Source organism: Bacillus sp. PAMC28571 (assembly GCF_014250435.1).
In the GTDB taxonomy this organism is placed as follows: domain Bacteria; phylum Bacillota; class Bacilli; order Bacillales; family Bacillaceae; genus Bacillus; species Bacillus safensis.
Genome location: NZ_CP060191.1, coordinates 71,621 through 96,418, shown reverse-complemented (window position 1 = coordinate 96,418; position 24,798 = coordinate 71,621). Strand labels below are relative to the sequence as shown.

Annotated in this window: 3 protein-coding genes; all 3 read right to left on the bottom strand. The window is 46.1% G+C overall.

Translation table 11 applies throughout. The annotated features are described in order from the left end of the window. Positions 1-6: 6 nt before the first annotated feature. The 3 genes from H7F25_RS00300 to H7F25_RS00290 all read right to left on the bottom strand — a co-directional run bounded on the left by H7F25_RS00300 (position 7) and on the right by H7F25_RS00290 (position 24,781). Positions 7-10,140, bottom strand: coding sequence for a non-ribosomal peptide synthetase (locus H7F25_RS00300; RefSeq protein ID WP_185854085.1), 10,134 nt, complete (start codon positions 10,138-10,140; stop codon positions 7-9). Between the two features lie 63 nt (positions 10,141-10,203). Continuing rightward, a complete protein-coding gene (locus H7F25_RS00295) occupies positions 10,204-14,037 on the bottom strand; it encodes a non-ribosomal peptide synthetase (RefSeq protein ID WP_185854084.1) in 3,834 nt (1,277 codons plus the stop codon). A 43-nt stretch (positions 14,038-14,080) separates the two neighbouring features. After that, complete coding sequence (locus H7F25_RS00290; RefSeq protein ID WP_185854083.1) at positions 14,081-24,781, bottom strand: non-ribosomal peptide synthetase; 10,701 nt, start codon at positions 24,779-24,781, stop codon at positions 14,081-14,083. Between the last annotated feature and the right edge of the window lie 17 nt (positions 24,782-24,798).

The window sequence follows — 24,798 nt, the reverse complement described above, 5'->3', positions numbered from 1 at the left end:
CTCCTCCTACATCCAATCCAAAATCTGAATCTTGTTTTTTTCAGTCCAAACGCCGACATCCCCTGTCGGATAGAGGTATTCGCCAGTTTGATGTTTGAATGGATGCGGAATTTTATGCGTCTCCATCCAATCGGCAAGCTCCCCGCAAATTGCTTTGATATCCTTTACACCGATAAAAATATCTCCAGAAAATCCTACCGGCATGAGCTGATGCTCTTCGCTCAGGACATATATTTCCGTCTCACAGGAAGGATCATGCACACCTGAATAGACCTCTTCTTGATCTGGGTACAGCACGCTGACTTGTGCATTTTTCGCCCAATCGGTGATCATCCGCTCTTTTTCTTCATTCGTCACGATCGTGAAGGAAGAGAGGGGTGTCTCCATTTGTTCTGTCATCGCTTCAAGTGTGTGGATCAGCTGCTGCATCAGCGCTTGTATTTGCTTTTCTGTATATTGATTGAAACGATAGGTGACCCGAAGCTCCAGCGTATTTCCCGGAACTGCCACAAGGGTCAGGTCATAGTTCGTTTCTTCATGACTCGCAATGTCTAAAATGCGCACTCCGTATGGCTCGATAGATTCAATCGGATAGTTTTCAAACACGACAATGCTGTTAAACAATGAATCTCCATTCGGGATGTGGGTCAGCTGCTGAATATCTGGCAGTACGGTATATTCGAATTCCCGCATCTGAAAAACTGTGTCCTGCGTATGTGCCAGCAGCTTGGAAATGGTCCACTCTGGCGTAATCGGCAAACGGAGCGGCAATGTGTTTATAAAGAGCCCTGTCATGCTTTCAACCTGTGGTAAATCCGCCGGCCGTCCTGATACTGTCACTCCGAACACAACATCCTCTGATCCTGAATGAAGATGCAAAAGCAGCCCCCATGCTGTTTGAATCAATGTGCTCATTGTCACCTTCTGCGCGCCTGTCATCTTTTCGAGTTTCTGCTGCATCTCGGGCGTTAGTTTGATACTTAGCTGATCAACACCTGCATCTTCATCCGAAGCCTGCCCGCCGTCTCCTGGTAGCGGTGTAGCCTCCTCTACTCCTGACATATAACCTTTCCAGAACTCTAGCGCCTTCTCTTGATCCTGCTTTTGCAGCCACTCGATAAAATCTTTATATGGACGGACAGCAGGAAGATCCACCTCCCGTTCATCCACAAGAGAGCGGTATAAAGAAAAGGATTCTTCAATAAAACTGAACAAACTCCAGCCATCAATTAAAATATGATGAAAGCTAAAAATAAACGTGCATGTGTTTTCATCACGATGGAATAAAGCAATACGAATCAGTGGTTCATCCGTATCTTCTAGTTTGAAATCCTTTAAACGATCTGTTTGCAAATATTGCTGGATGGCTTCCTTCTGATCCGTTTCGCTCAGGTGGCGCACATCGTGCTGAGTGAGATGAATGCTTCCTTCTAATTGAATCAACTGAACAGGCTCCTTTAGCCCTTCCCAAGCAAATGTTGTCCGCAAAATCGAATGACGCTCCACAAGCAGATTCCAGGCCTTTTCATAGGCTGCGCCGTCCGTTAAGCCTACGAGTGTCATATGCACTTGACCAAAATACGCCTGTGACGCTTGATCTAATAGAGCATGAAACAGCATCCCTTGCTGCATTGGAGATAGTGGATACACATCCACTACATTCTCTGGAAGCTCATCGATTTGCTCTTGCGTCAGCTGAACCATTGGAAAATCAGATGGAGTAAAGCCGCCTTTTGTCTCTACACAATGCGTCAGAATATCCTCCATTTTTTCTTTGAACCGTTCAGGTAACAGGCGCACCTCTTCATACTGAAGCAGTTCACGGTTTATCATAAAATTCATCTGAAGCTGACCGTTCACAACATATCCGTACACATCGATCAAATGCTGTCTTTCTGCTTTTGGATCATGTACAAGTCCATTTCGTTCATCTGCTAAATAAAGATGTGCTTCACCGTCTATTTGATCTAACTGTCCAAGATAATTAAAGCTCATCTGCGGCGCGGCCTTTTTAAGGAAACGAGATGCTGTCATATATTGAAGCAAGCCATAGCCGATTCCCTTTTGCGGCACAGCTCTTAAGGTTTCTTTGACATCTTTGATTTGTCTCTCAATATCGGTTTGAATAAAAGGAATAAAAATAGGATAAGAGCTTGTAAACCATCCGACTGTTCGTGACAAATCCATCTGTTCAAATAAATCCTCGCGTCCGTGCCCTTCTAACGTGATGAGCAGCGGCTTTCCAACGGCTTGTGTGAGTCCTGATAAGAGTAAATCGTTTACCTCTGTTCGGTACGCTTGTGATGCCTGTTTTAATAAAATATCTGTTTGATCCTTCGTCAATTGAATAGACAGGATCTCTGCATGTTCTTCTATATTGAAAAGCGCAGGTGTTTGAAAAGGAGAACCCTCTTCCTCTTGTCTGATGATATTTTGCCAAAAAGGAACCTGCTCTTGTAATTGATCGGTTTGTGCATATTCATAAAGAGCATCTGCCCACTGCTGATAGGACGCAGTTTTCTTTGCAAGCTCGATTTCCTGCCCTGCCGCAAGCTGCTTCAGTCCATTTAATATGTCTTCCTGTATGATGCGCCATGAGATTCCATCCATTACAAGATGGTGGGCAGCGATAAAGAGTTCAGACGTGCCATCACTTGTGTGAAAAAGAATGGCTTTGATGACTTCTCCCCGCCCTAATGACAACGTTCCTTGACAAGCGGCGGTCTCCATGCGGATTTGTTCCAGCGCTTCCTCCTGAGAAACACCCGTCAAATCAAAGAAGGAGACACAAGGGGGGATGCCAGGCGCACGAATGGTTTGAATCCATGATCCATCTGCTGTTTTTGTATACATCGCTCTCAGCATATCGTGATGATCGACAATTTTTGAGAGAACCTGTGTCAGCTGCTTTAGCTGTATGGATTGCTTGAATTCCATATGCGCTGATAAATTCCAATAATCTTGGTTTGTCATTGATTGCTCAAAGAACCATGATTGGATTGGAAGCAGACGAACAGCTCCTGTGACAGGTGACTGGTCATAGAACGCAGCAGCATCTGACCTTTTCATAGCAAGTGCCAGCTGTGAAATCGTCTGTTTTTCAAATACATCTCTCGGCTGAATGACATAGCCTTCCTGTGCTAAGCGCGCCACCATTTGTATGACAATAATCGAATCTCCGCCAAGCTCAAAGTAGTTATCATGTACGCCAATCGAAGGCGTACCGAGCAGCTGAGTCCATACTTTTTCCAGTACACGCTCTTCCTCACTGAGTGCCCTGTCAGCCGGTTTGTCCACTTCTTCCTGTCTCCACTCTGGCGGCGGAAGACGTTTTTGGTCTACCTTGCCATTTGCCGTGAGCGGGAGTTCCTCCAGCTCTATTAATAGGCTTGGCACCATATAATCTGGCAGTATTTCTTTTAATTGATGGCGAATGTCTTGCGTGGTCATGCTGCCCTTTTGGACAAAATAACCGATCAATCGCTTATGACCACTATCATGCTGATGCGGAATGACCGCACATTCTATGATGTCTTCAAAGCGCAGCATAGCAGCTTCAATTTCTCCGCATTCGACGCGGTGTCCGCGAATTTTCACTTGATGATCGATTCTTCCAAGGCAGTCGATGATGCCGTTTGGCAGCCAGCGGCCCATATCGCCTGTTTTATATAAACGCGCTCCTTCTTGGAAAGGATGCGGGATAAATGATTGCGATGTTTTTTCTTCATCTCCAAGGTATCCGAGTGCAAGCCCTGTACCGCCTACGTAAATCTCTCCAATAACACCTTGCGGAACCGGCTGCAGCTGGTCGTCTAGTACATAGGTCTGAGAATACGCAATTGGCTGACCGATAGGAATTGTTGCCTGCCCCTCATCCACTGCCCGAATGTGATGCACACAGGAGAACGTCGTATTCTCAGTTGGTCCATAGCCGTTTAAAAGACCTTCAGGTAAATACAGCAGCGCTTTACGGATATGAGCAGCTGACAAAGCATCACCGCCGACCAATAAGGCATCGAATCCACATAAAGCTTCTGGATGTTCCTCTGTTAATCGGTTAAACAGCGGCACTGTCAGAAATCCTGTTGTGATCTTGTAAGATGTCAGCGTGTCAGCCAGTGTATCCATTGATAAGATCGTATTTCGATCGGTCAGTATCAGCCTTCCCCCGTTGAGCAGGGCTCCCCATATTTCATACGTAAAGGCATCAAAGGAAAAGCTCGCGATTTGTAAAATACGCGTTTGTTCATTAAGGGTGACATAATCTGTTTCGCATACAAGCCGGATGACCGCTTGATGCGGAATTAAAACCCCTTTTGGCTGACCGGTTGATCCTGATGTGTAATTGATATAAGCGAGTCCATCAGGTTTTAAAGCAGCAGACTTGAGTTCTGCCTCTGATAAAAACTCTTCATACCCCTGATCAAGACAAATGAGCTCGGTTTGACTGATCGAGACTTGTTTCAGCCATTCATTTTTTGTCAGTAACAGCTGAATACCTGTATCCCTCAGCATATAATCAATGCGTGCATCTGGATATTCAGGATCAATTGGGACGTAGGCCCCGCCTGCTTTCACAATCGCCAGCACCCCAAAAATCATTTCAGGCGACCTGTCGATCAGAAGCCCTACTGGTTCATGCGGCTTCACTCCTCGCTGCTGCAGATAAGCGGCAAGCCGGTCGGCTTTCTCTTGTAACTCCTGATACGTCCACTGTTTTCCCCCAGATTCGAGGGCGATCGCATGAGGCGTCTTTTTCACCTGCGCTTCAAACCGTTCTGTGATGAGAAGCGGGCCCGCTGGTTGATCTGTTGTGCCGCTCCATTCATAGAGCAGCTGATTCCTCTCTTTCTCTGGCAGGTAATTCATTTGTTTGATCGGCTGTGCTGGATTTTCACAAATACATGCAAGCAGCTGCTCGTAGTAACGAAGGAACCGTTCCATCGTGTCGTCAGAAAATAAGTCTGCATCATACTCTAGTTTTAATTGAAGACCCTCCGCCCCTTCAAAAACAAACAGAGAGAGATCGAATTTGGCTGTATCATTATCTTCAATAGCTAAAACAGATGTCACCTCACCCATCGGAGAAGCTTCAAGGGGCAGGTTTTGCAGAACGAACATGACCTGAAACAGCGGCTGCTTCCCAGCCTCACGTACAATATTCAGCTCATCTACGACCATCTCAAACGGCACATCCTGATGCGCATAGGCACCCATTGTTGTTTCCTTCACTCGCTCTAATAGCTCTGTGAAAGCCGGATTCCCGCTATGATCGATCCGAAGTGCCAGCGTATTCACGAAAAATCCGATGAGCTGCTCCATCTCCGTCCGATTTCTCCCGGCAATGACGGATCCAATGACAAACTCATCCTGTGAAGACAATCGATGCAGCAAGGTAGAGAAAGCCGAAAGTAATGTCATATAAAGGGTGCTGTCTGTTTTCTGAGAAATAGCAGACAGCTGGTCAGACAGCGGCTTCGATAAGCGGTATTTTTTCGTTTTTCCCCTATAAGATTGAACGGCCGGACGCGTGTAGTCATACGGCAGCATCAACTCTTCCACAGGTACCGCAAATTGCTCCTTCCAATAGGAAAGCTGCTTCTGAAGCGTTTCTCCCGTCAAATACTCCTTCTGCCATAGTGCGTAATCTGCATATTGAATCGGCAGCGGTGAGAGAACAGGCTCTCTCCCTTCGATGATCGCTGTATACCATTCGGACAGCTCCTTTGCGGCAATGCCAATCGACCAGCCATCTGACACGATGTGGTGAATGGACATCAGCAGCAAATGATCTGTTTCTGACAGCCGAATCAGCTTCGTGCGAAAGAGTGCATCATGCTCTAAGCGGAAAGGCGTGCCCGCTTCTTTTTTCGCCCACTCAGCCGCTTTTTGTTCTTTTTCTTTCTGTGATGCCAAATCCGATACATCGACCACCTCAAGCGCTGGAAGAGTCATATGCTCATGTATGATCTGTACCGGTTCATCGCCGTTCATCGCAAAGGATGTTCTGAGTGATTCATGCCTTTGCACCATTTGCTGCAGGCTGCGCTGAAGCACCTTTACATCTAAAGGTCCATTCATCCGAAAGGAAATCGTATTATTGTATAATGGCAGATCAGGCTGTAATTGATAGAGGAACCACTGTCTTTGCTGGGCATAGGACATCGGAAGCTCCTGACCCTTTTCTATTTTCCGTATCAGAATCGCTTCATCGGCTTTGGCATGTGAATCAATCCACTCCGCTAACTCTCCAAGTCTCGTATGCTCAAAAAGAACAGCGAGCGGCACGTCAAATCCCGTTTTCTGTCTAACAGCAGACAGCATTTGCGTTGCCTTGAGCGAATGACCTCCGAGTAGAAAGAAATGATCACCACAGCTGATGTTTGAGACATCAAGCAGCTCGGACCAAATGTGTGCCAAGAGTTTCTCCGTCTCAGTTTGAGGTGCTTTGTCCTCTGAAGCATGTCCACTTTCCTCTATTAATTCATTGAAATGCACTTCGTCCGGCATCCCATCCTCTGTTTCTTTCCAGTATTCTTCAGGATATAGATGGACGGAATATTCACCAGAGAGACGAGACTGTATACACGTATAAATGGACTGATACAGCCTTTCTTCAACAGCCTTTGTTTGATCGGTTTTGAAAAAGACATATATGACCTGCTCTGTTTGAGTCTCCCCCTGTATCATCTCTTGAATTTCCTGCTTCGACCGATCCAGCCCGATATAAATGAGGGGAGCATCTGTCATCAAGCATGCCAGCATAGTTTGAATGCCCGCCCGCTTTTGAATCGGGAGATAGCCCCTTTCTTTTAGCATGCCTTTGATCATCGAACCTTCACTCATTCCGGTCTTATCCCACATGCTAAAGCTAAAGCAATATGGTTTTACTGTAGATGTCAGCCTCTGATAATGAGCAAATTGTTCAACGAACTCATTGGCCGCACAATAAGCGCCAACGGTCATCCCGCCCTTTAACGTTCGAGCTGACGAGCTAGAAAGGAATAAGACATTCTCCCGTTTAGAGGCTGCTTCATGAAGCGCAATCGTGCCATATACCTTCGCTTCGTACATCGCATGTAATGACACAGACGTCATATCACGAAGCAGCTCTTCTTGAATGATGCCAGCGAAATGAATAACGCCATGCAGCCTTTTACCTAATGCCGTCTCCTCTCTTGAGATCAGGTCTTCAATGGCTTTTGCGTCAGTAATGTCTACTTTTTCATAAAGAACTGTACCGCCGTGCTTTTCCACTAGTTTCTCAAGTGAAATCAATACGTCTTGCTGCTCCGCAGATAAAGCCTCTCGCGCTTTTCTTCCAACCAGTACTAGATGCGCTTGATAGGATGTCAGCAGGTACTCACTAAGCATCCTCCCAATGCCGCCAAGCCCGCCTGTCATCACGTAAAGCCCGGATGATTCAAATGGCGGTTTCTTCATCCTTTGTTCTTTTTCCAGATGAAGCGGTATTAAAAGAGGAGTATAACGAACACCTTCACGATAAGCGGCGATATGATGGCTTGTGTCATGTGTGAGCTCTGTCACGATCGATGATGCATGAGAACGGCCAGCATCCGGTTCTGTCAGAGAAAAATCAAGACACCGCACCTTGATAAACGGCCATTCATGCTGAACAGCTGTCATCAGTCCTGCTGTCGTTGCTTTCTCCACATCATGTGTTTGATCTTCCGGCAAATTCATCGCATGGGCAGAGACAAAGGTGATCTCTACCGGCTCATCATAGGCAGCGACCGCTTTAGTTACATATAGTGCACTCATACTGCCTGTTTTCTGTGCTTCTTTCGCCAACGCTGCATGAAGTGTGTCTTCTTGAGTTGTGTAGTTCCAAAGGTGAATGATTTGTTTCACCGAAACGCCATACGAACGGAGCGTCTCAAAGAGTTGTTCGTAGTCAGACGGCCGATTCGGGTGGATGATGAAGTGTGTTTGTGTGAGTTGTGTGAATGCTTGCCCCGGTTCAACCGTAATATAAGTTTGTTCATTGCTTGAAAGGGATCTCAATTGATCTGCCAGCCCTAATGTGTCTGCAAAGATCACCGTGTCCCCTTCTGTTTGTTTTTCCGCTTCATGAAGCGGAGCAGGTGTCCACTTTTTTTGTAAACTCCAATCAGGCAAGGTGTGCTCATTTTCAAGTCTGATGTCCAGCTCCTTGATGATTTCATCGAATTCGCCTTCCTGCCATCGCTTCTTGAGCTGTGCCCTTTCTATTTTTCCAGAGCTTGTTTTCGGAAAGGCGTGCTTCTGGACAGGGATCACACGCGATGCAGTCAACCCCATTTTTGATGCAATATGGGATTTGATATTCTGACTTGCCCTCATGATATAAGAAGGTTCATACAGCTTCGGTGTAAAAAAGAGAATCAGCTCGTCGGATGCAGATGCTTCCATCCGGGCGGAACAAGCGGCTACAAAGCTCGTTTCGACGCCAGGTACTTCCTCTGCAACGACTTCTATTTCATAGTTGTGATAATTTTTCCCGTTGATGATGATCATGTCTTTTTCTCTTCCGGTTAATGTCAGCCTTCCATCGTGCAGAAAACCTAAATCCCCCGTGTGAAACCAGCCGTCTGTTTGAAAGACTTCTTGATTCGCTTCGTCATTCTTGTAATAGCCCTTCATTGTCGTCGGCCCTTTAATTTGCACACTGCCAATATGATCTTCGGGAAGAAGCTCATGCTGATGATTAACGATACGAATCGTGATACCAGGAATTGGTCTTCCCAGCTCTGTAAAGCTGACAGTCCCTGTCTCACGTGCCTCCGCTGGTCTTAGCTGCTCTGTGAGTGATGTTTCCTCAAAGGTTAGAATCCCGCTGCTTTCATCTCCCCGTTCTATCGCAAAAGAGAAGACAACGGCTGAAGAGATTTCAGACATGCCAAATGCCGGTCTCATGGCGTCTCCCTTTAAGCCGTGCGGAGCAAGCAAGTGTAAAAATCGGTGAATCGTCTTCGGTACGACCGCTTCAGCCCCATTGATCATACAGGTCATAGCAGAAAGATCCCAAGATCCTGATGAGATGTCTTTCTCATAATCATTGATCATCGCAAATGCGAAGTTAGGCGCCCATGTCTTCGTTGCACGGTAGCGGTCCATCCAGTCAAGCCAGCGCAGCGGCTGAGCGATAAAATCATCTGTTCTTGCCCGAACCTGCTCACAGCCCGTGTACACATTGACAAGGTGAAACATCACAATACCGCCAATATGATCTAAAGGCATCCAGTCTAACGACACATCCTCTTGTGTAAACCCATTGGCTGCCACTGTTCCTTTGACATTCGCCAGCACGCTTCGATGAGAATGCTCTACGCATTTGGGCATCCCTGTACTTCCAGACGTTAAGATAAAAAAGACTGAATCATCCGGTGACGCGGGATAAGCTTCTATATCTCTTGCTAAAGAAAGCATCGGCTCAACGGCTGCGACACGTAACTTGTCTGTATGCCACAATAAAGCTAAGCCTTGCACCTCATCAATCAGCGAGTCATCTGTTAAAATGAGCGGATGCTCCAGCAGCTTCCACGCATGATGAAGCTTCTTCACGGAGGCATTCATTTCCCGATAGGTCGGTGCAGCGGACACTAATGTTGGAACAAATCCCCCTAACACACACGCCCAAAAGGCTGTTACCATCGCATGATTGGATGAAAACTGAAAGAACACTGGATCACCCGGTTCAAGTCCGAGCGCCCTCAAACCTGTCAAAACCCGCTCAGCGTCCTCCTTTAACTGCGCGTAGGATTGTGTGAGTTCATTTTCACTATTGACGATATAAGTCAGCCCATTTGTCGTTTTTGCCGCCTCCGTTAAGGCGTCCTGCAAGGTTTGGGCTCCTTCCTTAACATCTAGATCCCCTCCATAGGAAAGGGCGGGCGGCATGTCCGCTGAAGCAGGGGAAGCCGTTTGCGTCTGTATCGATTCAACTGCGGCCTCCTGCTCCATGTGATTGTCGAGAAATAAATGAGAGAGGTGATATGGCCGCGGTCGAATGGTTTTTTCACGAGAAAAAACAGCGAAGCGTTCGATTTCGTTGGTTTGTAAAATGGTTCTCTGTACATCTTGTAAAATCGTATCCATTGATTCATGTACATTTGATTCGTTCATAATTGATGGTTTCATATGAGTTCCTTTCCTTTTTTATCAGGCAGGACTGCTAATGTGCACCCCTGCCTGATCTAAAGTTTACAAAACGGCTTCTCTATTTTTTTGATTGACGATCTTTTGGATCAGCTGGGCATTTTGGGCTGCACATTCTTTGTTTTTGAACATGTCAGCATGCTGACCATAGCCTTGATAATAGCGATAAGCACCGGTCGTCGCTTCTTCCCAATGATCCATCCAGTCTGGTATATCAATTTGCTCTTCTGATTGGATGAAATCAATATCTGCTTGTATCTTTCCTTGATTCACCCCCTTAACAAATGTTTCATAATAGGCCCGCGTTTTTTGAGCAAGCGCTTCTTGAACGAGCTCTTCTTGGGCAAGTTCACTTTGCTTTGATTGATGGACAATCGCTGCGATATCGTCATCAATTGATCGTCCTTCTAAATCACTTTCACCAATTTTCTTATAGGAATCAATCATGATGACCTTTTCCACCGTCCGTCCTGCTTGTTCAAGCGATTGAACGAGCTCAAAGGCCAGATAGCACCCGCCAGAGTAGCCCATCAAAGTCAGCGGTCCTTCAGGCTGAAGGTGCTGAATATGCTGAACGTATTGCGTCATGCGTTGATCAGCTTCAATAAAGTCAAAGGCGATCAAACGAACGCTATCAAGCGTTTTGGCAGCTTCCTGATAGATAAAGCCGTAGCCCGGTAATGGCGGAAGAGCAAAGACTGTTGGCCTTTGAGATTCATTGAATACAAGATAGCCGGCAGCTTCATGATCCTGCTGTTGAATATAACGGCTGATGGCTTCAATTGTCGGCGTCTCAAACAGCAAGTGAATAGGCACCTGAACATCGAATTCCTTCGACACCTTTGATAAAAGTGACATCGCTTTTAAAGAATGTCCACCAAGCTCAAAGAAATGGTCATCTGTACTGATATCATTTCGTTCAAGCACTTCACGCCACATGACAAGCAGCTTTTGTTCTATCTCATTGGCCGGAAGCTTCACATGGCGGTTTCCTTGAGGCGTCTCCGGCTTTGGCAGCTGACGTTTATCAATCTTACCGTTTGGTGTCAGCGGCATTTTCTCAAGTCTGATCAGCTCATGAGGCTGCATGTAAGCCGGAAGTTTCTCCTTCAGCCCTGACTTGATCACATCAACTTTGTCCTTCCACTCCTCCTCACACGTCATATAGGCGAGCAGTCTTGTATGCTGCGAGCCATGCTGATCCGTCATAAGGGCAGCTTGCTTTACGCCTGGATGCATGAGAAGGTGGGCTTCAATTTCTGTCAGCTCAATTCGGTGGCCGCGAATTTTCACCTGATCGTCCACTCTGCCTGCATACTCAATCAGACCGTCTGCTCGAAAATAAGCCAAATCACCCGTACGATACAGCCTTTCTCCCGCAGCAAATGGATGTGTGATAAAGGCTTCTTTTGTCAGATCAGGACGATTCAAATACCCCTTCGCAAGCCCTTTGCCGCTGAGACAAAGTTCTCCGACCATTCCAATCGGCTGAAGCTGTCCGTGCTGGCTCAATATATAAGCACCCGTTTGGTTAATCGGCTTTCCGATTGGAATAGAATGCGCTTCGATCGGAGGCGCTTCATCTACAGGATAATAGGTGGCGAAAACCGTTGATTCAGTTGGGCCGTAGACATTGATTAGTCTGCCTTTCCCCATGACATCAAAGGCTTTTCTCACATGCTGTATAGATGCACGCTCACCTCCGAACAGCACCTTGCGCACACTGCGCATCCAATCGGTTTCTTCATCAATAAGAAGATTAAATAAAGCAGTTGGAACAAACATGACAGAAATGCTTTCTCTTTTAATCAGCTCCGTCAGCTCATGCATATCTAAAATGGTGTCTTTTTTCGGCAGGACAAGCTTTGCTCCGTTTAAAAGTGCACCGTATACATCAAAGGTAAAGCCATCAAATACGCTGTTGGATAGCGACAGTAGTGTATCTGTTTCTGAAATGGTTAAGTAGTTCGTATTTTTGACCACCCGGGCAATATTGGAATGGGTTGTCATGATGCCTTTTGGCTGACCCGTTGTGCCTGATGTATACATGATATATGCCGTATCGTGTAAACCTGCTTCCAGCGGTAGATTCTCTGAGCTCATTAGTGAAATTTCCTGGTCATCTGCAAACAGATACGTGCCAGCAAACCCAAGTCCCTTCGCCTGACCAATAAAGGATGAGTGAGTCAGAAGATGCGTCGCTCCGCTGTCTTTAAGCATGTATTGAATGCGGCTTTCTGGATAGCCGGGATCAATTGGCACATAGGCTGCGCCTGCTTTTAAGACAGCAAGCAGACTGACAATGAGTTCAGGCGTTCGATCGGCTAAAATGGCGATGACCGTTTGATGTTCGGCTCCATTTTTTTGCAAATGTCGTGCCAATCGATTGGCTTGTTCATTCAGTTCAGCATATGTCATCGTTTGCTCTTCTGCTGATAGCGCCACTGCATTTGGCTGTTTGCGGACATTATGCTCAAACCATTTCGATAAATACAGCTGGTCATGCTCAAGCTCAGGTGCATTCCATTCCTCAAGAATCAGCTGTTTTTCCTGTTTTGTGACGAATGGGAGTGTATGAACCGATTGATCAGGATGCTTGACCGCCTCATGTATCAATAGGCTGAGCTGTTCCTTTAACTTATGAACAAATTGAGGATCAAACGCTCTTTGGTTAAAGGCCAGCTTCAATAGTAATTCTTCTCCAGGCGATGCGAGCAGATTGAGATCATAGTTTGATTTTTCATAGACATTCATGTCCTCCACCGTGAACCCTAACCGTGCTTCTTGCTCGTCCTTCTTTGCAGCTGGAACATTTTCAAACACAACAATATGATCAATGAGCTGCTGCTGACCTGTCTTTGCCTGAATATCATAAATCGGAATATATTGGTGCGGCTCGGCAGCAAGAGACTGCTGCTGTGTTTCTGACAGGAGCGCACGAAATGTCATGTGATCTGTCAGCTGAATTCTTCTTGGGATGACATTGATGAACAATCCAACCATCCTGTCAACGCCAGCCAAGTCTGCCGGACGTCCTGACACAACTGTTCCAAACAGCACATCATTTGACCGCTGATATCTGCTCAGCAGAACCGACCAGACTGATTGAAGCGCACTGCTTAACGTTGCATTTTGCTGCAGCGCTAACTCTGATAAAGCGGCCGTTTCTTCTTTACTCATGGACCACTCAATTTCGCCTAATTCATGTTCATTCGTTTGTTTCCGCTGTTCTTTAAAGGTCGATTGTCCATCAAACCCTGCTAATGATTGCTGCCAATATTGAAGTGATGCTTGCTTATCTTGTTTTTCCAGCCACTTTATATATTCTTTATATGGTTTGACCGGTTCTAACTTGTAAGGGACGTCATGTAAAAGTGCATGATAAATCGCAAATAACTCCTGCACCACAAGTCCAAAGCACCAGCCATCCAGAAGGATATGATGATAGCTCCATATCCAGCGATAGCTGGCAGGGCCCGTTTGGAAAACAGACGCCCGCATGAGAGAATCCTTCGAGAGGTCAAATCCTCTCAGCTGATCCTGTTGTTTGAATTTCTCTATACGTTCAAGCTGTTCGTCTTCAGAAAGATCTTGCAAGTCCACAACATCAAGTGTAAAAGGACGTTCTTTTAGTACAACTTGGACAGGGCGCTTTACTTTTTCGTGGAGAAACACGGTACGAAAAATATCGTACCGCTCCACGATGATATTCATGCTTTTCTCAACTAAGTCATAACGCAGTGTGCCCTTAACGTTCATATCCATTTGCTCTACATAAAAGCCCTTTTCCTGATGATGGAGGGTATGAAACAGCATTCCTTCTTGCATCGGTGACAGATAATACATGTCTTGAACTTGATCCCTTTTAAATTGACTCATCTATTTCATCCTCCCTTCCTTTTTTATGATTCATCTCGTGTTGTTAAGTCAATTTCTCCTCAAGCATGTCAAAAATGTCGTCCATTTCATCCATTTCAAGGTCAGCCGCGGAGAAGTCACTTGGCGTAAATTCCCGTTCTTGCTGCGTTAAGCAATGGGTGATGATGGATTGAATTTTCCCCTTCAACAATGCCATGAACTGCTGTATCGTCTGTTCTTCATATTCACTTGCACAATAGGAACAAGACAAAATGAATCTATTTTGTTGAACAAGACCACTAAGGTTCAGCTTATAAACAGCTTCCGAATCAGGGCTTGCTTGTCGTCCCATATCATAAGTCGACGGCCCAAAGAGTTCTGTCGTCACTTCCTGATCAATCTGTCCAAGATAGTTCAAACTGATTTCAGGATGTACGTGCTGTCCTGACGGTTCAGCGGCTGTCATGTATTTTAAGATCCCGTAGCCGATTCCTTTATTTGGAACACGCCGCAGCATTTCTTTCGTTCCTTTAATAGCATCAGCTATGGTCTGATCTGGCTTCGCTTCAAGTACAACTGGATACATACTCGTAAACCAGCCAATCGTGCGAGAGACATCCAGCCCTGATAAAATATCCTCTCTACCATGACCTTCAAGCTGCACATGTACATGGGACTCACCTGTCCACTCTTGAACAGCAAGACCGAGAGCACATAAAAGAATATCGTTCATTTCCGTTGTGTACGGCAGATGAATATCGGTCAAAAGATGCTCAGTTTCTGTTTCTGTCAGCTGCATTTGAACTGATTTGGTTTCGGCAACTTTTCTTTTTGTCACTTCATGATCAACAGGTAATGAGGTTAATGGTTTGCTTTCAATTTCTGCCCAATACTCCTGCTGATTTTTTAATGGCTGTGACTGTGCATAACGTTCAATGGCCTCTGCCCATTCTTTAAAGGAATGAGTTTTCAGCGGCAGGACAAGCATTTGTCCCTGAGCTGCCTGCTGATATAGAGACATAAAGTCCTCTAGTAAAATTCGGCATGAGACACCGTCAATGACTAAATGATGTGTCACGATGAGTAAATGATCGCCATCTTCTGCATGGAAACAAATCACTTTCATTAACGGACCTGTTTCGAGGTTCAGCTGACGCTGATACTCATTGGCATATGTGGAAACAGCCTTTTTCACGTCGTGCTCTTTTGAGACATCTTGAGAAATAATCTCCAGCGGAACCGTGAGCTCCCGCTGGTTGTATTGCAGGATGCCGCCATGTTCCTGCTTGTATACCATACGCAGTGCATCATGATGTGAAAGCAGTTTTTGCATGACTTGTTTTGTAATGGAAAGGTCAAATCCATTTGGTGCATGAAGCATCATCGAGAGATTCCAATGGTGCTGATCGCTGAATGCTCGTTCAAAGAACCAGCGTTGAATCGGTGTTAAAATGACTTCTCCTTCGACAGGTGATTGGTCAGCTGTCATTTGATCGGCTTCTTCGATATATGGGCGCAGCTCCGCAATCGTTGGGTACTGGAATAGAAGTTTCATATCGAGCTTCCACCCTGCTTGCGTGAGTCTGCTTGCCATTTGGATACCTTTAATCGAATCTCCGCCAAGGAAGAAGAAATGATCGTGAATGCCGACTTGGCTGACGCCAAGGACATCTTCCCAAATGCCGCAAAGCAGTGTTTCCACTTCATCTCTTGGTGCTTCGTATACCGTTTGGTTCGCTTCCATATCAGGAGCTGGCAATGCTTTGAGATCGACCTTTCCATTGGCCGTCATTGGAAATTGGTCTAGTTTTATGATCCATGATGGCACCATGTATTCTGGTAACGTGCGTTTCAGGCTTTCTTTTAAGTTCTCTGTATCTGTATCGTTCTTCGTGATCACGTAAGCGGCAAGGGCGTCCTGATCACTCGCATCTTTGACCGTTGTCACGACGGCTTCTTTGACCGAATCCAGCGTCAAGAGCTGCGCTTCAATTTCTGACAGCTCAATACGGAAACCGCGGATGTTGACCTGATGGTCTATTCTGCCGAGATAAATCAGCTCTCCATCCTCTGTCCATTTCACTAGATCGCCTGTGCGGTACATGCGCTCGCCTGGATAAAATGGATCTGGGACAAATCGTTTGTTGGTTTCATCTGGAAGATTCCAGTAGCCTCTTGCCAGTCCTTTTCCTGCGATCACGAGCTCACCTGGTACGCCTGGCGGCGACAGGTCGTATAAAGAACCCATGATGTAAAAACGTGTATTGGCAATGGCTGTTCCTATCGGAATCGTGCCTTGTTCTGGATCGATCATTCCGCTTGTCGCTACGACTGTATTTTCAGTTGGACCGTAGTTATTGACGAGTTTGTATGGAACAGGCTTCACTTGTTTCAGCTTGTCTCCGCCTGTTAGTAAATAACGCAGAGAATGGTTGTCCATTGACATAAACTGCTCGCATAACTGAGTCGGCAGGAAGGCAATGGTGATGTTTTCTTTATTGAAATACGCATTGAGTTTGATCATATCGAGACGAATCGCTTCGTCAATAATGTGCAGCTCTGCGCCGGCGATCCACGTCGGGAACATCTCCCAAATAGAGGCGTCAAAGCCAAAGCCGGCATATTTCGCGGTTCGATCGTCTTTCGTCACTTGGAAGGCTTCATTGTGCCAGAATGCAAGATTCACAAGGGACTGGTGCTCGACCATGACACCCTTCGGCTGTCCTGTCGTCCCAGAGGTGTAAATCATATAAGCGAGATCCGTTGGTTTGATATGAACCTGAATCTCGTGAGCTTCTCCTTCTACGGCATCTTCTATGAACAGCACTTGACCTGTAAAGGAAGATGGTGCAGTGTGCCCTTTTTGCATCAGAAGTACCTCTGCCCCGCAGTCTTCCAGCATGTAGGCAATACGCTGCGCTGGATAGTCTGCATCAATTGGAACGAATGCCGCACCTGCCTTGAGAACGCCAAGAACAGCTGCCGTCATATCAAGGGACGGACGGGTGAGAATACCGACGCGGTCGCCTGGTTTTGTGCCGTTTGCGATGAGTCTTGAAGCGACTACATTCGCCCGGCTGTTCAGCTCTTTATACGTCCAGCTCGTTCCGCAGAAGGTCGCTGCTTTTTGGTGAGGTGCTTCTTGTGCCTTAGCCTCAATCAAGGCATAAACGGTTTTATCTAACGGGACGTCTAGGGCAGGTCCTGACCATTCATTGATCAGCTCTCGTTTTTCCTCTTCAGTTATGAGAGATAGCGCTGAAATTGGCTGATTCAGCTTAGCCAGCATATCATCTATGATTTTTTCAATATACATGCTCCAGCGCTGAATGGTGCTCTTTTTAAACAGGGCCGCTGCATACTCAAAGCGCAAGCCCACTTGGTCATTTTCTTCAAATACACCGAGCGTTATATCAAATTTTGCATGAACGATATCTTGCTGCTTTTGCGACAGCTTGAGTCCATGCAAATCCGGTAACGTCAGGTCACGGTCATCTGTTGTCAGCATGACACTAAACAATGGATTGCGGCTCGTGTCTTTCGGAAGATCTAACTGAGCCACCAATTCCTCAAACGGGAATTCTTGATGTTCATAGGCTGATAGGCTGCGATCTTTCATTTTTTCAAGCAGCTGCGCTGTCGTTTCTTCTGGCTGCACTTCGTTTCGAAGAGCCAGTGTATTGACAAACATGCCTGGAACCCGTTCGATCGAAGCATGCGTACGTCCTGCGGTCACAGCGCCTATGACGATATCTGTCTGCCCAGTTAACTTGGAAAGGAAAATGGCAAATGCCGTTTGCATCACCATGTTCAAGCTCACACCTTTTTCCGCCATGAGCGTTTTGATGGACTGCACCTTTTCAGCAGACAACCATCTATCGACTCGCCCTCCTTCAAATGACTGAACTTGAGGACGCGGAAAATCAAGGGGCAGTGCTAAGTCTTCCGGCGGCTGTGCATATTGCTCCAGCCAATACTGCCGCTGTTTCTCAAGCAGTGCCTGCTGCTTTTCTTCCTGCTGCCATACCGCAAAATCCTTGTAATGCAGCTGAACTGGCGGTAACGTCTTTTTCTCATACAGCTCTGCGAGTTCTTGAATGAGCAGGCTGCGTGTGACACCATCTGCAATGATATGGTGCATATCCATCATGAATACATATTTCTCATCAGAAAACTTCGCCACTTTTGCCCTCATTAATGGTGCTTGATGTAATGAGAATGGTGTAATGAATGAATCGATGACAGACTGCTCCTGATCGCCCTCTATTTCATCAACCTCTAATGTAAACGGCACTTGGCGATAGACTTTTTGAACGGGTACGCCGTCAATTTCTACAAAGGCTGTCCGAAGTGATTCATGTCTGCCGATCAAGGCTTGAAGCGCTGCTTCCAGCTGCTTCACATCAAGGCTGCCTTCCATCATTAAAACGGCTGGCATATGATAAGTGACTGCTTCTGGATGCAGCTGCTGCAGTACATACATACGCTTTTGAGCAGAAGAGACGGGATAGAAATCTTGCTTATCTGCCGGCTGAATGGATGACACCACCGAAGAATCTGTTTCTTCCAAGTAGGCTGCCATTGCCCGTATGGTTGGTTTTTCAAAAAGGACTTTGAGCGGCACATGCTTGTTCAGCTTTGCTTGCACCTTCGAAATGAGCACCATGCCCTTGAGGGAATGACCTCCCAATTCAAAGAAGTGGTCAAGAACACCTATTTGTTCAACCCCAAGAACTTCTGACCAAATGTCACACAGCGCCCGCTCAAGTTCCGTTTCTGGTGCCACATGCGCCGCATGGTTCATATGCACCTCATGCGGAAGCGGCAGAGACTTCGCATCCACCTTTCCGTTTTGGGTGAGTGGAATGTGATCGACTTTCACAAAGTACGTTGGAATCATATAATCCGGCAGTGTCTCCGCAAGATTTTCTCTAAACGTCAGTGTTCCAATGTGTTCAGGCGCTGTGTAATAGAGTGCAAGCTCCGGCAAACGGGACAGGTGCAGGACTTTTACATAGACTTCTTGAATAGATGCCAGAGCACGTGCGGCATGCTCAATTTCCTGTTTCTCAATGCGATAGCCGCGGATTTTCACTTGATCGTCTACTCGTCCAAGAAACTCAATATCTCCATTTGCATGCTGTCTGACCAAATCCCCTGTGCGATACATTCTCTCTTGAGGATCATATGGATTTTCAACAAAACGTTCTGCTGTTAATTCAGGCTGATTCAAATATCCTCTCGACACGCCTTCTCCAGATATATAAAGCTCTCCCGGCGCGCCATAAGGGACAAGCCGCTGCTGCTGATTGCATACGAGCGCTCTTGTGTGAGCAATTGGCTGTCCGATCAAAGATCGTTCCTTCAAAGCGTCCAGCTCTTGCGGTGTGATCAGCTTGGTCACTGTACCAATGGTTGTCTCAGTCGGACCATAATGGTTCATTACTGCCACGCATGGATGCTGCATCATAAATGTTTCAACATCCTCAGGGATCACCGGTTCTCCTCCAAGTACCACCAGGCGTAAAGCATTAAATGAATGTTCCTTAGAATCTGCCATCATATGAAATAAGGATGGTGTCATTTTGATATAAGTCAGCTCTTGTTCATCAATCAACCGCATCAAACGTACAGGGTCTGTATACACGTCTTCATGAGGAACATAGAGTGTCCCCCCTGCTTTTAAAACAGGGAAGATGCTTGTGTAACCAAGATCATACGCATAAGAAGAAAGCAGTGCCGTCCGATCACATTCCTGCAATGTCACCTCATTTATCAGCCAGCTGACATAGTGTGATAGATTACGATGCGTGAGCTGTACACCCTTCGGCTTCCCCGTTGTCCCAGATGTGTAAATGACATAAGCGAGCTGCTCAACCGATACTTCCGGCAATTCTAGTGGATGGCTTTGATGCACTGCTTGTTCAACCTGCACCACTTGAATCGACTTATGATTTTGATAGGAATCTGCTAGAGACTCATTTGTCACGATGACTTGTGCACCTGAATCCTCTAATGTGTAGCGGATTCGTTCAGCAGGAAAGGCCGGATCAATCGGGACAAACGCTCCTCCTGCTTTCATCACACCAAGCATGGAGACGATGACATAGACAGAGCGGTCAAGGATCAGTGCCACAGTTTGTTCCTTCTCGACGCCTCGTTTCTTAAGCTCACAGCTAAGTGCATATGACATATCCTCAAGCTCGCGGTAGGTGAGTTTTCTTTGATCATCCATGACGGCGATAGCATCCGGTGTTTCCTTCGCCTGACGTGAAAATTGGACATGGAATGGCTCATGACGATTCGTCTGCCCTTCGGTTTTTTTCTCCAGACGCTCTATTTGTTCATGCTGATCCAGTATATGGAGCAAGCCGATCTGTTCCTCTGGATGACGAACCGCCTCCCGAATAATCGCCAGAAGATGAGTTCCGAACCGGCGGACGGTCTCTTCTTTAAATAACGCCGCTGCATAGTCAAAGCTCAGCTTTAATGCTCCCTCGCGTTCAAATGCTTCTAAAGATAGATCAAATTTGACCGAGTGATGCTGAATGGCATAAGGCGAAATGTGCAGATCGCCGAGCTTTAGCGCTGGTACCTCCATGTTCTGCATGTTAAATGACACGCTAAAAAGCGGGCTCCGAGTTGTATCACGGTCTAATGGAAGATGTGCAATTAACTCTTCGAGCGGATAGCTTTGATGTGCAAAAGCATCAACACTTGTTTCTTTTATTTCTTCAAGCAGCTGTAAAAATGTTTTGGTTTGTTCTGGTTTTCCGCGCATCGCAATGGTGTTGATAAACATCCCCGGCATATCTTGGATATCAGGGTGTGTCCGTCCAGCAACTGGCGAACCCACAATGATATCTTCCTGCCCGCTATAGGAGGCAAGCAGCACTTGAAAGGCGGATAACAAGAACATATACATGGTCGTATCGGTTTTCTGAAGCAGTTCCTGAATTCGCTGAGTCGTTGCTTGATCACAGCCAAACATGAATCGTTCTCCAGTAAAATCACGTTCTGCTGGACGCGGATAATCAGTTGGCAGCTCTAAAATCGGTAAATCTCCTTCAAATTGCTTCAGCCAATACGCTTCATGCTCCTTCTGTTTCTCCGTTTCTTCTTCACTTAGCTGCCAGACAGCGTAATCTTTATAATGAAGGGCTCGTTCAGCAAGAGCTTCTCCATCGTAGGCCTTCGCCAAATCTTGAATGAATGTCTTCATGGAGCTGCCATCTGTAATGAGATGATGTGCTTCCAAGACGAGAAGATGACGGTTCTCACTGACTTTTAGCAGCTGAGCTCGCAAAAGGGGTGCTGCTGTTAAATCAAATGGCGATTGACGTTCAGTAAGAAATGCCTCCGCCTCTTCTTCCTTGATGTCATGAACAGGAAGGTCAAATTCAGTCCATTCATGCACCCTTTGGACAATGTCTTCCCCGTTCATATGAAAGCTCGTTCTTAAGATTTCATGTGTTTGGATTAACTGATTAAATGCTGATTTAAGCCGCTGATATTCGAGTGTTCCTTCAAGCGTTAAGACGATCGGAATATGATAATTCGTGCTGTCAGGTTCAAGTGTCTGCAAAATATATAAACGGCGCTGAGCTGGTGATACCGGATATTCGTCCGCCTGCTCTGCTGGCAAAATAGGATGTCCGGTTTCTTCTTGACCATCCTGATCGATGTAAGCCGCTAATGAGCGAATCGTCGGCTTCTCGAAAATCACTTGAATCGGCACTTCCTTTTGAAGCACTTCTTGAACCTTCGCAGACATCATCATCGCTTTGAGCGAGTGCCCGCCAGCCATAAAGAAATGCTCGTCTATCCCAATCGTTTTCCCAAGAAGCTCCTCCCAAATGTCAGCGAGTGCCTTTTCTGTCTCGGTCTCAGGCAGAATGATTTTGATTTCCTCGCGATGCACTTCGTCAGGCTTAGGTAAAGCTTTTCGATCTACCTTCCCGTTCGATGTCAGTGCAAAGGTATCCAGCTTCATCACATGGTGCGGCACCATATAAGCTGGCAGTTTTTGATTGAATACATCTCGTACCTCTTCTTCTGTCAGTGATCCTGTGAAGTAAGCGATGATTTCCTTTTCATCTGAAGAAAGCTGCTGAACAAGTACAACTGCTTCATCTATGCCCGCTTCTTGATGAAGCACTGATTCAATTTCACCAAGCTCAATACGGAAACCACGAATTTTCACCTGATCATCGGCACGACCGAGGAATTCAATCTGACCATCTGCACCATATCTAGCCAAGTCCCCCGTTCGATACATCCGTCCTGACGGCTTAAAGGGATCTGCCATGAATACTTGATCAGTCAAATCTGGACGTTTGATGTACCCTCTTGAAACACCATCTCCGCCCACATACAGCTCTCCTGGGGCTCCAATTGGCTGAAGTCTTTGATAGTCATCTAAAATATAAGCTGACGTATGATTGATCGGCTGACCAATTGGGATCGGGCCCGCTTCATCTCCTCTTACTTCGTAAATGGTCGAGATGGTTGTATTTTCGGTTGGGCCATAGACATTCAGCAAGGTAATTGATGGATGATGCTTTTTCACAAGCTCCGCACTTTTCACATTGATCACATCACCGCCGGTGAATAATGTGTTTAACCCTTTGAACATTTGCGGCCGCTGCTGAGCGAGCTGATTAAATAAACCAGTCGTTAAAAAGAGCGCTGTGATCTGATGTGTTTGGATAAATTGTTCAAATCGGTGAATATCCAATAAAGTATCACGGTCAACAGGATAAAGCGTCGCCCCATTCAGAAGCGTAGTAAAGATTTCAAGGGTAATCGCATCAAAGCTGACAGCTCCTGTATGCGCCATACGATCCGACGTGTTCAACCCTATTTTTTCCTGAGAGCATGCTAACCTCACAATATGCTGATGCTCAATTTGAACTCCTTTTGGCCGTCCAGTTGATCCCGATGTGAACATGATATATGCCAATTGAGATGGGGACGTCTCGACTGATAACTCCGCTTGTGAGTGATGAGACATGCCGGTCACATGAACAGCTTTGATGCTTTCATCAACTGGCGGCTGGCTGTCAGCATAGAGCACAATGGATACGCCGCTGTCTTCAAGCATCCAACGGATTCTCTCATCAGGCTGAGCTGGATCAATCGGTACATAAGCAGCCCCTGCGTATAAAATGGCTAACATGGTGATCACCGCATCTGCTGATCGGTTCATATACACCGCGACTGCATCCCCCGGCTGAACGCCGTTTTCAACAAGACTGCTCGCTAAACGACGGATTTCACGTCCAAGTTCTTCATATGTGAATGTTCGCTCGCCTTCGACTAATGCCGGATGGTCAGGCTGCGCCTTGATACGTGCATTGAGCAGCTCAGGAATGGACAGGTGCTTCGGATAATCTCGCTCCGTCTGGTTCCACGCTTCAATCAGTTGCTTTTCTTCTTCTGTAATACATGTCACTTCATGAAGACGCACATCAGGATTGTGAATGATTTGCTTCATGAGATTGGTCAGATGTTTGGATATGTTTTCAATGACCTTTTCTTCAAAAGCCATCGCATTGTATTTGAATTTCAATGTCCACGTTTCACCAGGATAGACAAGGACATTGAGGTCGAAATTCGTTTGTTCAAATCCGTCCTTTACATCAATGGCAAAACCGAGACGTGCAGACATGGTGTCACCAGACAGCTCCTGATCTAAAGGATAGTTTTCAAACCCAACCAAATGATCAAAGAGTTTTCCTCCAGCAGCTGTTCTCTGCTGAATGTCATAAAGCGGCATAAAATCATATTTTTCCGCTTCCAGAGCATGCTGCTGAACCGTTTGAAACAGCTGTTTAAAGGTCTGCTCCTGATCTAATGTCACCCGAACAGGTATCGTATTGATAAACAGCCCTGCCATCCGCTCAATCCCAGACACACTTGGAGGTCTGCCTGATACGACTGTTCCGAATGTGACATCATCTGCTGCATGATAGGTGCCTAAAAGAACGGACCAGACAGCCTGAAAAAGGTTCGGTGCTGTCACTTGGCATTGTCTTGCCACATCTTGAATGGCTTGTACGGTTTGAGCGTCCCATGTAAACGTCCATTCCTGATGGTCATATTGTCCGTTCGCTTCTTTTTGCTGCAGCAGCCCTTGGTGCTGAACAGCACCATCCAGCCGCTCCGTCCAATAGTCTTCTGCTTCTTGTTTGTTTTGCTTTCCAAGCCACTGGATATAGTCCGCATAAGGCTTACCTTGTGAGCGATCCGGCGTTCGGCCGTTCCGATAAGATTCATAGTAATGAAACAGTTTTTTCATCAAAACACCCATGGACCAACCATCCATGATGATGTGATGGTTGCTCCAAATCAGGTGCCAGTTTGTTTCATTTAATTGAAAAACAGCGACTTTCAACAACAGATCATTCGTTAAGTGAAATCCTTGCTTTCTCACTTGCTTTTTATATTGATCCAATACCTTTTTCTGCTCTTGATGATTCAGATGAGATAGATCTTCTCTATACACATCTATATGACGTTCAGCCAGTACAACCTGACGAGGCTTTTGTAATTGCTGATAGACAAAGGCTGTACGCAGAATGTCATATGTCCGTACGAGTTCATTGAGACTCTTTTCAAAAAGATCGAGATCAAAATCTCCGCTTATTCCAAGCTCAAGCTGTGTGAAATAAGAGGAGGAATTAGGGTCTAGCATGGCATGATACAGCATGCCCTCTTGCATTGGTGTTAAAGGATATACCTTTTGAATTTTCTGCTTGCTCATAAGTCCACCTCTTCATT

Bases quoted from the DNA above. Each gene is read 5' to 3' on its own strand.
- H7F25_RS00300 (WP_185854085.1), bottom strand. From the start codon at position 10,140: ATGAAACCATCAATTATGAACGAATCAAATGTACATGAATCAATGGAT.
- H7F25_RS00295 (WP_185854084.1), bottom strand. From the start codon at position 14,037: ATGAGTCAATTTAAAAGGGATCAAGTTCAAGACATGTATTATCTGTCA.
- H7F25_RS00290 (WP_185854083.1), bottom strand. From the start codon at position 24,781: ATGAGCAAGCAGAAAATTCAAAAGGTATATCCTTTAACACCAATGCAA.